15 protein-coding genes and 1 tRNA gene are annotated in these 12692 nt (G+C 63.6%); 9 read left to right on the top strand and 7 right to left on the bottom strand.

Annotation, left to right across the window (positions count from 1 at the left end):
* Positions 1-16: 16 nt before the first annotated feature.
* Positions 17-1042, top strand: a complete 1026-nt coding sequence (cobT, locus tag EJ078_RS26065) for a nicotinate-nucleotide--dimethylbenzimidazole phosphoribosyltransferase (RefSeq protein ID WP_127325266.1) — start codon at positions 17-19, stop codon at positions 1040-1042.
* 133 nt (positions 1043-1175) lie between these two features.
* Positions 1176-1526, top strand: a complete 351-nt coding sequence (locus EJ078_RS26060; protein WP_127215894.1) for a hypothetical protein — start codon at positions 1176-1178, stop codon at positions 1524-1526.
* Between the two features lie 45 nt (positions 1527-1571).
* Here the strand turns inward: EJ078_RS26060 and EJ078_RS26055 are convergent.
* Together EJ078_RS26055 and EJ078_RS26050 are read right to left on the bottom strand one after the other, a co-directional pair.
* A tRNA-Lys gene (locus tag EJ078_RS26055) sits at positions 1572-1647 on the bottom strand.
* A 105-nt stretch (positions 1648-1752) separates the two neighbouring features.
* Positions 1753-2655, bottom strand: coding sequence for a PhzF family phenazine biosynthesis protein (locus tag EJ078_RS26050; RefSeq protein ID WP_127215893.1), 903 nt, complete (start codon positions 2653-2655; stop codon positions 1753-1755).
* Positions 2656-2787: 132 nt separating this feature from the next.
* On the opposite strand from EJ078_RS26050, the gene EJ078_RS26045 reads away from it, so the two are divergent.
* The 3 genes from EJ078_RS26045 to EJ078_RS26035 are packed head-to-tail and all read left to right on the top strand — an operon-like array spanning position 2788 to position 5995.
* Positions 2788-4074 (top strand): efflux RND transporter periplasmic adaptor subunit, encoded by a 1287-nt coding sequence (locus tag EJ078_RS26045; RefSeq protein ID WP_127215892.1) that lies wholly within the window; start codon positions 2788-2790, stop codon positions 4072-4074.
* Entirely contained in the window at positions 4071-4781 is a 711-nt protein-coding gene (locus EJ078_RS26040) for an ABC transporter ATP-binding protein (protein WP_095780861.1), read from the top strand. Before EJ078_RS26045 ends, EJ078_RS26040 begins: the two co-directional genes overlap by 4 nt.
* The gene (locus tag EJ078_RS26035) at positions 4778-5995 is read left to right on the top strand and encodes an ABC transporter permease (RefSeq protein ID WP_208720940.1); all 1218 of its coding nucleotides are present in this window, start codon (positions 4778-4780) and stop codon (positions 5993-5995) included. Before EJ078_RS26040 ends, EJ078_RS26035 begins: the two co-directional genes overlap by 4 nt.
* 28 nt (positions 5996-6023) lie before the next feature.
* Here EJ078_RS26035 and EJ078_RS26030 read toward each other — a convergent pair whose 3' ends face one another.
* Positions 6024-6743, bottom strand: coding sequence for a hypothetical protein (locus EJ078_RS26030; RefSeq protein ID WP_067323301.1), 720 nt, complete (start codon positions 6741-6743; stop codon positions 6024-6026).
* A 4-nt stretch (positions 6744-6747) separates the two neighbouring features.
* Positions 6748-7860, bottom strand: coding sequence for an endonuclease/exonuclease/phosphatase family protein (locus tag EJ078_RS26025; RefSeq protein WP_067323298.1), 1113 nt, complete (start codon positions 7858-7860; stop codon positions 6748-6750).
* Positions 7861-8022: 162 nt separating this feature from the next.
* On the opposite strand from EJ078_RS26025, the gene EJ078_RS26020 reads away from it, so the two are divergent.
* Together EJ078_RS26020 and EJ078_RS26015 are read left to right on the top strand one after the other, a co-directional pair.
* On the top strand, positions 8023-8619 hold the full coding sequence (locus EJ078_RS26020) for a BA14K family protein (RefSeq protein ID WP_127215890.1): 597 nt from the start codon (positions 8023-8025) through the stop codon (positions 8617-8619).
* Between the two features lie 164 nt (positions 8620-8783).
* On the top strand, positions 8784-9068 hold the full coding sequence (locus EJ078_RS26015; protein WP_067323293.1) for a PilZ domain-containing protein: 285 nt from the start codon (positions 8784-8786) through the stop codon (positions 9066-9068).
* 58 nt (positions 9069-9126) lie between these two features.
* Here the strand turns inward: EJ078_RS26015 and ilvC are convergent, their stop codons facing one another.
* The 3 genes from ilvC to EJ078_RS26000 form a co-directional block, all read right to left on the bottom strand.
* Complete coding sequence (gene ilvC / locus EJ078_RS26010) at positions 9127-10146, bottom strand: ketol-acid reductoisomerase (protein WP_066998695.1); 1020 nt, start codon at positions 10144-10146, stop codon at positions 9127-9129.
* A gap of 128 nt (positions 10147-10274) precedes the next feature.
* The gene (locus tag EJ078_RS26005) at positions 10275-10952 is read right to left on the bottom strand and encodes a TetR/AcrR family transcriptional regulator (protein WP_127215889.1); all 678 of its coding nucleotides are present in this window, start codon (positions 10950-10952) and stop codon (positions 10275-10277) included.
* A 128-nt stretch (positions 10953-11080) separates the two neighbouring features.
* Complete coding sequence (locus tag EJ078_RS26000) at positions 11081-11536, bottom strand: MarR family winged helix-turn-helix transcriptional regulator (RefSeq protein ID WP_127215888.1); 456 nt, start codon at positions 11534-11536, stop codon at positions 11081-11083.
* Between the two features lie 95 nt (positions 11537-11631).
* Between EJ078_RS26000 and EJ078_RS25995 the strand changes: the two genes are divergently transcribed.
* Together EJ078_RS25995 and EJ078_RS25990 are read left to right on the top strand one after the other, a co-directional pair.
* Complete coding sequence (locus EJ078_RS25995; RefSeq protein WP_067323282.1) at positions 11632-11937, top strand: Rieske (2Fe-2S) protein; 306 nt, start codon at positions 11632-11634, stop codon at positions 11935-11937.
* Position 11938: 1 nt separating this feature from the next.
* Positions 11939-12658, top strand: a complete 720-nt coding sequence (locus EJ078_RS25990; protein WP_164750502.1) for a glutathione S-transferase family protein — start codon at positions 11939-11941, stop codon at positions 12656-12658.
* Positions 12659-12692 lie beyond the last annotated feature (34 nt).

Genomic DNA, 12692 nt, shown 5'->3' with positions numbered 1-12692 from the left:
CGGAGACCTTGCCCTCATGTCCCCCCAAACAACTTCGTTCAAATCGCTCGAAGACCTTCGCGCCGCCTGCCTCGATCTGTCCGGCGGCAGCGATCCGGCCGCCGCCGCCGTTGCCCGTCGCCAGGACACGTTGACCAAGCCGCAGGGCAGTCTCGGCCGTCTGGAAACGATCGCCGCGTGGTTGGCCCGCTGGCAGGGCCGCGACATGCCGAAGCTCGATGCGGTCAAGGTCTTCGTGTTTGCCGGCAATCACGGCGTCACCGCGCAGGGCGTGTCGGCCTATCCTTCGGAAGTCACTGTGCAGATGGTGGCGAACTTCGCCGGCGGCGGCGCTGCGATCAACCAGATCGCCCGCGTCGCCGGCGCCAGGCTCGACGTCATCCCGCTCGATCTCGACCACCCGACCGGCGATTTCACGCAAGCGCCGGCCATGGACGAGCAGACCTTCCTCGCCGCGGTCTCGGCCGGCTACGACGCCGTGACCAACGATCTCGACCTCGTCTGTTTCGGCGAGATGGGCATCGGCAACACCACGCCGGCAGCAGCGATCTCGGCCGCTCTTTTCGGCGGCGGCGCGGAAAAATGGACCGGCCGCGGCACCGGCGTCGATGATGCCGGATTGATCCGCAAGATCACCGCCATAGAGGCGGGCCTGAAGCGCCATGCCGATTCGCTTTCCGACCCGCTGAAGATCGCCGCAGCGCTTGGCGGACGCGAGCTTGCGGCGATCTTCGGCGCCACGCTCGCCGCGCGCAAGAACAACGTGCCGGTGTTGCTCGACGGCTTCGTCTGCACCGCCGCCGTCGCGCCGCTGGCAAGGCTGCACCCGACCGGGCTGGCGCACACCGTCGCCGCCCATGTCTCGGCCGAAGCCGGTCATCGCCGCCTGCTCGAAGCGCTGGGCCTGCCGCCGCTGCTCGACCTCGGCATGCGGCTCGGCGAAGGCTCCGGCGCCTGCCTTGCCGTCAACATCGTCCGTTCGGCGCTCGAGTGTCATACGAGGATGGCGAGCTTCGCCGAGGCTGGCGTTTCGGAAAAATAATCTTCCTTCAAAATTTCAACGCTGTTGAAATGAGGAAATAACGTCGTCTTGATTGTTTCGTGCGACAGAGATGTCTCCGGGAGATCGAATGATGTATTTGAAGGCCTAAATATTTGTTACGTTTCTTGCTGGGATGGCACTGCCGGCCCTTGCCCAAGACCAATATGTTCGCCCGCTGCGCCCCGGCGAAGACGGATCTGCCAGAATCCAATCGTCGATTTCGATGACCCTTCCGGTCAAGAACGACGAAGACGCAGCCGCCCAGCAGCAGGCCGCACTTCGGTCTTTCTACAAGGTCGCGGCCGTCAGTTGCGCCATGGTGGTCGAGACTGTCGCCGACACTTGCGAAATCACTGGCATGACAACTAACGTCAATGCCCGGGACCGCAATGTCGGCGGTTATGGCGGATCGCAGGTTACGGTGACCGGCCAGATCACGATGAAGGTCAAGTTCAAGGCCAGCTTGAACAGGACAGCGCAGTAGGACTGGTGCCCGTCTCGCTTGTTTGCCCGTTTTATGAGAAGACTTTGGTGGGTGTGCACAGGATCGAACTGTGGACCCGCTGATTAAGAGTCAGCTGCTCTACCAACTGAGCTACACACCCACACCGCTGGGAAATCCAGCGTCGGCGGCGCATATAGCCGCCGGTTTGAGCGATGTCCAGCCCTGCCGGATCATTTCCCGACAAATCGCCGAATTGCCGCAGGTGTCACACAAAAAGCTGGCCTTCCGCCACTTTGATCGCATGGCCTCCGATACGCGCGGAGGCCAGTTTTCCGCCGTCGACGTTGAGCTCGAGCCGGATGCGCGAGGGTCTGCCCATCTCCAGCCCCTGCTCGATCCAAAGCTGCGAGATCCCGTCCGTTGGACCGTCGAAATGCATAATGGCGCCGGCAAAGGCCGCCGCCGCGGAGCCAGTCGCCGGATCTTCGTAGGAGTGATTGCCAGGCACGATCATGCGCACATGGAAGGCGCTGTCGTGATGCACCGTCTCGCGGCAATAGACGTACGGGCTGGCGAAGGTCCATTCGCTCTTGCGCGGCGCGAGTTCGGACCATGCCTGGTTGTCCAGCCTGACTTTTGCGGCCGCTTCGAGGCCGGCAACCGGAATCGTGACGTAGGGCACGCCGGCCGACCAGAAGGAGACGCGGTGATTCTCGAAGCCGAGCTCATGCGGGCCAAGGCCAAGCGCGGCGCCGATCATTTCCGGTTCGGCGGCGAGTTCCAGCCGCTCAGGCAGTTTCGCCAAGTCGAATTCGGCGAAGGTAGCGCCATTATGCCTGCTGACCGCGCAACGCACGGGGCCGATGTTCTCCTCCAGCACAAAGATGCCAGTCGCTTCGCCAGCCTGCTCCGCAAGCGCGATAGCCGACCCCACGGTCGGATGGCCCGCGAACGGCATCTCATAATCGGGCGTGAAGATGCGTATACGGTTGCGATGCTTGGGATTTTCGGGCGGCAGCACGAACACCGTCTCGGACAGGTTGAATTCGCGCGCGATCGCTTGCATGGCGGCCGAGTCCAGCCCCTCGCTGTCGAGCACCACCGCCAGCGGATTCCCGGCCAGCCGCTCGGTCGTAAACACGTCGTAAAGCAAGTAGTCGCGCGTCATTTGGAAAACCTTCCGCCTCGTCCCGAATTTCTGCTCGATCCCAACATGAGGGAAATTTAATTTGAAATTCGAACGTCAAGGCATGATTTGTTCACGGATAGGGACATCAATTTGTCGTTATAGGGGTCCGTGGTGGACCAGCTTGTCAATCCGCCAAACGCAGAAACCGACGCTTCCATCGAAACGGCCCTCGGGCTCGACCGCAAAGGCGTGAGCCGCAAGCGCCGCCGCTTCCGGCTCTACGCGCTGCTGGCGCTGGCTGTCGTGGCGGCCGCGATCGCCGGCTACCGCTGGAACGCCGTCTCGCCGCCCCGGATCGAATACACGACCGCGCCGGCGACGATTGCCGACCTGACCGTCAAGGTGTCGGCGACCGGCACGCTGCAGCCGCTGACGCAGGTCGACATCTCCAGCGAGCTTTCCGGCATCGTCCGCGCCGTCGCCGTCAACGAGAACCAGCAGGTCAAGAAGGGCGACGTGCTCGCGACGCTCGACACCGCCAAGCTCGAAGTCCAGATCGAGCGCGCCACCGCCTCGGCAAAGGCGGCGGCGGCCGCCGTCGAGGATGCCAAGGTCACGCTGCAGGAAAACCAGAACGCGGTGGTCCGCGCGAGCGCCCTCACCAAGCGCGGCATGGCGACGGATCAATCGCTTGAGGCCGCGACCGCGACACGCGATCGCTCCAAGGCCGCGCTCGACAGCGCCGAGGCCAATCTCGCCATCGCCGAAGCCGATCTGAAGGCCCAGCAGACCGACCTTGCCAAGAGCACCATCTACGCGCCGATCGACGGCATCGTGCTCACGCGCTCCGTCGATCCGGGGCAGACGGTCGCTTCTTCGCTGCAGGCGCCGGTGCTGTTCGTCATCGCTGCCGACTTGCGGAACATGGAGCTGCAGGCGGCGGTGGACGAGGCCGATATCGGCCAGGTCAAGCCCGGCCAACATGCCCGCTTCACCGTCGATGCTTTCCCGGACCGTCCCTTCGACGCCGAGATCCGCGACATCTCCTATGCCTCCGTCACCACCGACGGCGTCGTCACTTACAATGCACGGCTGGAAGTCGACAACGGCGAGCTTCTGCTCAGGCCAGGCATGACCGCCACGGTCGCGGTGGTGACCCGGCAGGCCAAGGGCGTGCTCACCGTGCCGGCCACAGCCTTCCGTTACCGCCCGGCGCAACAGGCGGCCCGCGGCTGGAGCCTGCGCGACCTCTTTACCGGCCGCATGGGGCGCCCCAACCGGCAGCGCGAGGCGACGAAAGCGCCGATCGACGGCTCGCGCACGCTCTATGTGTTGGACAACGGACGGCCGCATGCCCTCAACGTCAGGATCGGCTCGACCGACGGCGAACTGACCGAGATCACGTCCGGCCTCGAGGAAGGCGCAGAGGTCATCACCGGCTCGCAGCAACGGAGCTGACCGTGTCCGCTCCCCTGCTCATCACCTTCGACAGTGTATGGAAGAGCTATGGCGAGGGCGAAGCGTGCGTGCACGCACTTGCCGGCGTCGATCTTGCCATCCGCAGAAGTGAGTTCGTCGCCATCATGGGACCGTCCGGCTCGGGCAAGTCGACGGCGATGAACATCATCGGCTGTCTCGACACGCCGACGGCCGGAACCTACCGCTTCATGGGCGTCGATGCCGGCCGGCTCGACCGCAACCGCCGCGCCCTGTTGCGCAACCTTTATGTCGGCTTCGTCTTCCAGGGCTACAATCTCCTGCCCCGCACCACGGCGGCGGAAAATGTCGAGCTGCCTCTGATCTATCGCGGCGTTTCCGCCCGCGAGCGCCGGGAGCTGGCCATGCAGGCGCTCGCCCAAGTCGGACTTGTCGGGCGCGAACATCACACGCCGGCCGAGCTCTCGGGCGGCCAGCAACAGCGCGTGGCGATAGCGCGTGCCATCGTCACCAAACCGACTCTGCTTGTTGCCGACGAGCCCACCGGAAATCTCGACACCGCGCGCACTCACGAAATAATGGAATTGCTGACCAGGCTGAACGCCGAACTCGGCCTCACCATCGTCATGGTCACGCACGAAGCCGACGTCGCGGCATATGCCGGGCGCACGGTGCGCTTTCTCGACGGCCACGTCGCTTCAGATACAGCGAAAGCCGAGGCAGCATGATTTGGGAAACCGTCCGCCTTTCGCTGATTTCCATCCGCCGGAACGTGCTGCGCTCGTTCCTGACCCTGCTCGGCATCGTCATCGGCGTCGCCGCGGTCATCGCCATGCTCACCATCGGCTCCGGCACCACCGAGAAGGTCAAGGCCGACATCTCGAAACTCGGCAGCAACCTGCTCGTCGTCCGCTCGGGCCGTCCGGCAGGGCCTGGCGGCCCGGGCGGGCTCGACCAGGTCACCCGACCGCTGGCCGCCAAGGACCTCGAAGCACTGGTTGCCCATCTCAGCGGCGCACGCGCCATCGCACCGGCGTCGCAAAAACAGGTGCGGGTCATCTTCGGCACGGAGAGCCTGACATCGGGCGTTACCGGCACCGACAGCGCCTATCTCGACGCGCGCGACTGGAAGCTGGTGTCGGGCCGTCCCTTCAGCGATTCCGAGACGCGCGCCGGCGCAGGCGTCTGCCTGATCGGCGAGACGGTGCGGCAGCAGTTCTTCGGCGCCGGCGATCCGGAGGGCGAGACGATCCGCGTCAACCGCACCTCCTGCCGGATCATCGGCTTGCTCGAGCCCAAGGGTTACACCGGCTTCGGCCAGGATCAGGACAATGTCGTGCTGATGCCGCTGGCCGCCTACCAGCGGCGCATCGCCGGCAACCGCGACATCGACTCGATCTACATCGCCGCCGACGACAGGACGCCGACCACCGAACTGCAGCCGCGCGTCGAGGACATCCTGCGCGACACGCGCCGCATCACGCCGGACCGCGATGCCGATTTCTCGATCCGCGACATGACCCAGATCGCCGACGCCATGGCCAGCGCCACCACCAGCATGACCGGCTTGCTGGGTGCCGTCGCCAGCGTCAGCCTTCTGGTCGGCGGCATCGGCATCATGAATATCATGCTGGTATCGGTCACTGAGCGCACGCGCGAGATCGGCATCAGGCTGGCGATCGGTGCGCACGAAAAACACATCCTGATCCAGTTCCTGGTCGAGGCGACGGTGCTGTCGCTGCTTGGCGGCATCATCGGCATCCTGATCGGACTGGCGCTCGCAGGCCTGGCCTCGGTGACGCTGACGATACCCTTCGCGCCGAGCCCGGCGGTCATCCTGCTCGCCGTCGGTTTTTCGGCGCTGATCGGCATGGTGTTCGGCTTCTTCCCGGCACTGCGCGGCGCGAGGCTCGATCCGATCGAGGCGCTAAGGCACGAGTGAACCGCCGCGTCGTCGGCCCGTGATCGAGTCAGACCAGCTCGTTGGCGAAATGCCACTTGATCAGCGGCCTCATATGGCCCATCAAGCCTTCCGGCAGGTCTGCGGCGTGCCGGATGATCACCGGACCTTCGATCTCCGGCTCTTTCTCGGCGGCAACGAAGGCTCTGATGCGCCGCGCAAGCTCTTCCGCCGGCTCGGGAACGTGATAGCGGCGGAAGATCACCGTGCCGCTCGAAGTCGACAGCGCATAGTAGCGCTGTCCGCGGGCGGCGCCCGACAGATCGATCCCGGTTTCCTCGCCCACCTCGCGGATCATGTTGAAATCGATATCGACGACGCCGTCGCGGAAATCGATCGGCTCGAAGGAGCCGGCGGCGAAATAGACGCGGCCGGCGTTCACCGTGTGCGAGCCCATCCGGATCGCCACCAGCGCATTGTCGCCGGCAACCAGCACGGCGTGCGCATAGGCATGTTCGGCGCCGCTCAGCTCCCGGTTTTTGCGCCACAGCATGAAAGTCGAGTACTTCACCGCATGACAGCGACCGATGAGCCGGCTGTCGCGATAGCTCAGCGCTGAAAGCAACACCACGGTGCCGTCATATAGCGCCGGCTTCATCTCCATTTCGCGGCGCCAGTTTTCCGCGATCGCTGTCTGATTGTCGCGCTCGAACGGATGCGGGCTGGCAACGAGCCGTACGTCGACCGCGTCGACCGGCAAAATGACATTGCGCGGCAGGTCGAAGCTCACGGGCTCAGGCCATGTCCAGGTTGATCACCACCGGGCAATGGTCGGAGGCCTTCGGCCTGTCCCACCCGGCACGCGGAAAACGCTCGACTTCCTGGCCAGGCGGAAAGATGGTGCGCCAAGGCTGACCGTTGCGGATGATCTCCGGAACCGCAGTGGCGTTCTTCGCCGCCAAGGCCTTCGACAGCAGGATATAGTCCAATTGGCACAAATGCCGCTCTTGCGGGCCGCGCGTGTGATAGAAACTCCAGCGGTCCATCTCGGGCCGCCGCTCGACGACATTTTCGCAAAAGCCGCCGGCGGTCAGAACGTTGATCGAGGACTGGGCTTCGTCGACGACCTGGAAGCGATAGCCGTCGAAGCTGTCGCCTTCGATCTTCACGCGCTGCCGATAATCGTTCATGTCGCCGCAGATTGCCCAGCGCTTGTCGGCCGCATGGTCCTTGCCGAAGCGGTCCTCGATGATGCGGCGCACGACCTGCGCCTCGGCGATGCGCAGTGGCATCGTCGCCTCGCGGCCATCGAGACCGTTGCGCGGCGAGCCCATTGACTTGAAATGCACGAGGTACAGCGTAAGCGGCACGCCGCCGACTGTTATGTCGATTTCCAGGCAGTCGCGCCGGAAGACGCGTTCGGTGGCCAGGTGCCCGAACGCCGCCAGTTCCGGCGTGAACAGTCCGAACTGCTCGAACGTGACATAGGCATGGCTGGTCATGCGCACGAATTCGATCGGCTGCCCCTGCGCGGTCTCGTTGCGCATCATCACGGCGACGTCGATGCCGCGGGAGTCGTTGCCGGCGGTGGTGTATTTCTGACGGTAGCCCTGCCCGATCATCTTGAAGAGATAGCCATATTCGAAGGCCTTCAGCCCCTCGATATTGTCCACCTCCTGCATGCAGATGACGTCGGCGCGTGTCGCGGCTATGGCGAGCGCGGTAAGCTGGCGGGTGTCATCGGACTGGGCGATGGCGCGCGCCTGTTCGAGCAGCCTGTATTCTGCTTCGCTCTGGATGTCGAACAGCGCCAGCGTTCGGTCCTCGATGAGCTGGTTGCGATAGCCGGAGAAGTCGAACCTGTTCATCAGGTTCTCGACATTGAAGGTGGCGAGGCGCAGCGACATGGCCGAGACCTTTGCCCGCAAGCAATGGCGAACACAAGAGCATACGCACGCCCGTTATGGTTGACGGAACCTTTCTGTTCATCTTCCGTTCAGATGGAAAGTTCCATCAATAGGCCTATTCCCGAGCGTTTTGGGCGTGGGGCCTTACTCGTGGAGAGTGAAATGAAACCGCTCTTGTCTTCCCTTGGATCCGGGCTTCTGGCCTTGGGTCTCTCCGCTGGGCTGACGGTGCCGTCGATTGCCGGCCCGGTCCTGCAGCCCGATATGTCGACCGTGACCAGCACGGCCGCATCCACCATCATCCCCGTTCGCGACAGCTGGGCCGGCGGCAACGACCGGCGGCAGATGTATGACTGGCGCTGGCGGCGCGGCGGTGACTGGCGCGGCCGCGATTTTAGATGGGGTGACGGCGACTTCCGCGCACGTCATTTCTCCCGCAACTGGGACGGAGATCGCAATTGGCGCTGGCGGCATCATCGCCATCATCGCCATCGCCACTTCGACAGCGGGGGCGCGGCCATCCTTGGGCTCGGCCTAGGCCTCGGTCTCGGCAGCCTCGCCTACAACAATTTCTACAATCCCTATTATTACGATCCCTATCCGCGCTACTATCAGCCGCGGCGCATTTACCGGACCGAGCGGCTTTCCAGGGCCCATGTCCAATGGTGCCACGACCGCTACCGGTCCTATCGGGCCTGGGACAACACGTTCCAGCCCTATAACGGCCCGCGCCGGCAGTGCATTTCGCCCTATATCTGAGCCCCTCGGCACGAAGCTCAACGGCGCCCGGCGGGCGCCGTTTCTTTTTGGCAAGGCGCGCCCGACGGCGACGCGATAACCTTAAATTTAGCAGATGCGTCTATCCGTCATGCGGTGCCCCATATGACGATCGCCAAGCTGCGATCCGCTAGGACGACTCCGGCATGACCGAGAACGAGTTGAGAGGCAAGCGCCGGCAACGCGTGCTGAAGGGCGCGGCGATCCTGACCGGCATTAACAATTCCGGGGTCATGTGCACGGTGCGCAACATGCATCCTGGCGGCGCCGAACTGAAGCTGCCGATCGAGGCGCATGTGCCCGACGAATTCCTGCTTTACGTGACGAAGGACCGGATCGGCTACAAGGCGATCGTCCGCTGGCGCCGCGACGACCGCATCGGCGTGGAATTCGCGGGCACCGAGCCGAAGCCGCATTGGCATTACGGCTGAGCGTGAGAGAAGCCGGCGGATCGCTCCGCCGGCTTTCACGAAGCATGAATAGACCGAATTAATTTTTCGCCTTGTCGACCAGCTTGTTCTTGGCGATCCACGGCATCATCGCGCGCAGCTTCGCGCCAACCTCTTCGATCTGATGACTGTCGTTGTTGCGGCGGATGCCCTTGAAGCGTGACAGGCCGGCGCGATATTCCTGCATCCATTCCGAGGTGAACTTGCCGGTCTGGATGTCCTTCAGGATGCGCTTCATCTCGGCCTTGGTGTCGGCCGTGATGATACGCGGACCGGAGACATATTCGCCCCATTCGGCGGTATTCGAGATCGAGTAGTTCATGTTGGCGATGCCGCCCTCATAGATGAGGTCGACGATCAGCTTCACCTCGTGCAGACACTCGAAGTAGGCCATCTCCGGCGCGTAGCCGGCTTCCACCAGCGTCTCGAAGCCGGCGCGGATCAGTTCGACCAAACCGCCGCACAGCACCACCTGCTCGCCGAACAGATCGGTCTCGCATTCCTCGCGGAAATTGGTCTCGATGATGCCGGAACGGCCGCCGCCGACGCCGCAGGCATAGGAGAGCGCGAGGTCGAGCGCATTGCCCGAGGCGTCCTGGTTGACGGCAACCAGGCACGGCACGCCGCCGCCCTTCTGATATTCGCCGCGCACGGTATGGCCGGGGCCCTTCGGCGCGATCATGACCACGTCGACCGAAGCCTTCGGCTCGATCAGGCCGAAATGCACATTGAGGCCGTGCGCGAAGGCGATGGCGGCGCCGTCGCGGATGTTCGGCGCGATCTCTGATCTGTAGATGTCGGCCTGCAATTCGTCGGGCGTTGCCATCATCATCAGGTCTGCCCACTTGGCGGCTTCCGACACGCTCATCACTTTCAGCCCGTCAGCCTCGACCTTGTTGGCGGTCGCCGAGCCGGCCTTCAGGCCGATGGCGATCTCCTTGACGCCGGAATCCTTGAGGTTGAGCGCATGCGCCCGGCCCTGGCTGCCATAGCCGATGATGGCGACCTTCTTACCCTTGATCAGATTGAGATCGGCGTCACGATCGTAATAGACACGCATTTCGTCTTCCTTCCCGTTTTGAAGATCAGAGCATGATGCCGAAAAGTGTGAAGCGGTTTTCGGACGACATCATGCTATATCTCTTGGATTTGGAGCCGGATTCAGATTTCAGGTCGACTTGACCTGAATCATCCGGCTCCGGGGCCTTGCGGCCGGTTGTTTGCTCTCCCGGTCCTTGAGCCGTAAAGAGCGAGAAACTGCTGCGTCGCGCGGGCGGCATCGCCGCCGATCGTCGCCTCGGTCAATTGCAGCCGGTCGCCGAGCAGAAGCCGTATCTGCACGTCGCGGCCGACCAGACCGAAAAACGTCCGGAACGCCGTCTCGGCGTTGTCTAAGTCGAGCAGCCCGGCCTCGCGTCCCGCTTCGAGCACGGGCTTCAGACGCCTGGCCAGCGCGAAACGCCCATTCTGCAGCACGATCGCGCCAAGGTCATCCTTCCCGGAGCCGGCATGGCCGACCGCGACACGGTTGAGCGCGATAGACGTATCGCTGGAGATGACCCTCAGCCAGTCGGAAGCGAAGCGTTCGAGGCTTGCGGTCAGCCAAGCGAGGTCGAGGCCTTTGCGGTCGACCGGCGCCACGCGCACTTTCGAGGCCTGCCATTGCACCGTCGCCGTCAGCAGCCCGTCGCGGTCGCCGAACCATTTGTAGAGTGTTTCCTTGGAGCAGCTTGCCCGCCGCGCCACCGCGGTCATGGTCAGGTTGTCGCCCTCTTCGACCAGTAGGCGAAGTGCTGCGTCCAGAACGGCCTGCTGCCGCTCGGTGAGCGTTTCGCTGCTGTCGGTGTCGGCGGCGGCTTGCAACACGTTTTCACCCGTTCCCGGTCGCTCAATAATGCGTACCGTACGTTACGGTTCGGCTTATTGCGCATTCGGGTTTCCAACGCAAGGGGCTGCGGCGAAAAAATCTGACGGTACCCACAAACACTCGTGAGCTAATCGCCGGCCGGTGGCTCGCGCAGCCGCCCGAGCAGTGCAGCCAGCGTTTCCAGCTCCTTGGCGGAAAGCTTGTCGCCCATCAGTTCGGCTATGGACGCGCCATAGACCGCCCAGATGCGGCGGCGCATCTCCCGGCCGCTTGGCGTGATGCGCACTGTCTGGCCACGGCCGTCATCCGAGACAGGCAGCTTTTCCAGCAGGCCATCCGCTTCCAGCCGGGCCAGCAGTCGCGACACGCTGTACTGCGCCAACAGAACGCGATCGATCAGCTCGAACGGCCGCAAGCCGCCCTCGCCCGCCTCGGCAAGCTCGTGCAGCACGTCGTACCAGGCGAGCGGCGGCAAGCCGCCGGCTTTCAGGGCATACTCGGTCTTTTCGACCAGCTGGCGCGAAACGCGCATCAGGCGGACCCAGGCTTTGACGGCCTCGGGCGGAAGAGATTTTCTCGTCATCGAGGAACTTTATTCGATAGATGCAATTGCATCAAGCTTGACGGTCGATGCAAATGCGTTCATATAGATGCAATTGCATCGATGAGGAGTTCCCGATGAAACATGAGATCTGTAAAGTGGCCGACATCCCGCAGACGGGCAGCCTGATCGCGCCTTTCTTCGGCCGCGAGGTCCACGTCTGGCGCAGCGGCGAGCGTGTCCGTGCCGCAGCCAATGCCTGCCTGCATTTCGGCGGGCCACTCGACTGCAAGGACGGCGCCTTCATCTGCCAGTGGCACGGCGCCCGCTTCGACATGCAAAGCGGCGAGCGCCTCGTAGGCCCGGCGCCGAAGGGCTCGCGGCTGATGTTCCTGTCGACCCGCGTCGAGGACGGCGCGCTGAACTATGTCTGGGGAGAATAAGATGACGGCCAAACTCACCCTCGTCAGCCATCACCTTTGCCCCTACGTCCAGCGTGCGGCAATTGCCCTCGCCGAGAAAGGCGTGCCGTTCGAGCGCGTCAATGTCGACCTTGCCAGCAAGCCCGACTGGTTCAAGGCTATCTCGCCGCTCGGCAAGGTACCGCTGCTCTGCGTTCGAAACGGCAGCAAGGAGGAGATCATTTTCGAATCCGCCGTCATCCTCGAATTCCTCGAGGAGACGCAGGCCAATCCGTTGCACCCGGCCGATCCGCTCATGCGGGCAAGGCACCGCTCCTGGGTCGAATTCGGGTCGGCCATCCTCAACGCCATCGGGCGCTTCTATTCCGCCGCCAATGAGGCCTGCTTCCTCAAGGAAAGCAGCGGCTTGTCGGAACTTTTTGAGCGTGTCGAGGCAGAACTGTCGGCAAGGCGGAGCGGTCCGTGGTTCGCCGGGAAGCGCTTCTCGCTGGTCGACGCCGTCTACGGGCCGATCTTCCGCTACTTCGACACGTTCGACGGGATCGGCGCTTGCGGCATCCTGGACGGCAAGCCTCTCGTCCAGGCCTGGCGCAAGGCGTTGAGCGACCGGCAATCGGTGAAGGAGGCTGTCAGTCCGGACTATCCGCTGCGGCTGCACGCCTTCCTGCGGGCAAAGGCATCTTATCTATCGCGGATGATCCGGCTGCAGGCCATTGCGATTCCGCAAGCCCGATCGGCCTGAACGGATCGATCACCGTTCCCGCGACCATGGCGGC

The organism is Mesorhizobium sp. M1A.F.Ca.IN.022.06.1.1 (genome assembly GCF_003952605.1).
Taxonomy (GTDB): domain Bacteria; phylum Pseudomonadota; class Alphaproteobacteria; order Rhizobiales; family Rhizobiaceae; genus Mesorhizobium.
The sequence above is the reverse complement of the archived record's forward strand: the minus strand, read 5'-3'. Positions and strand labels throughout refer to the sequence as shown.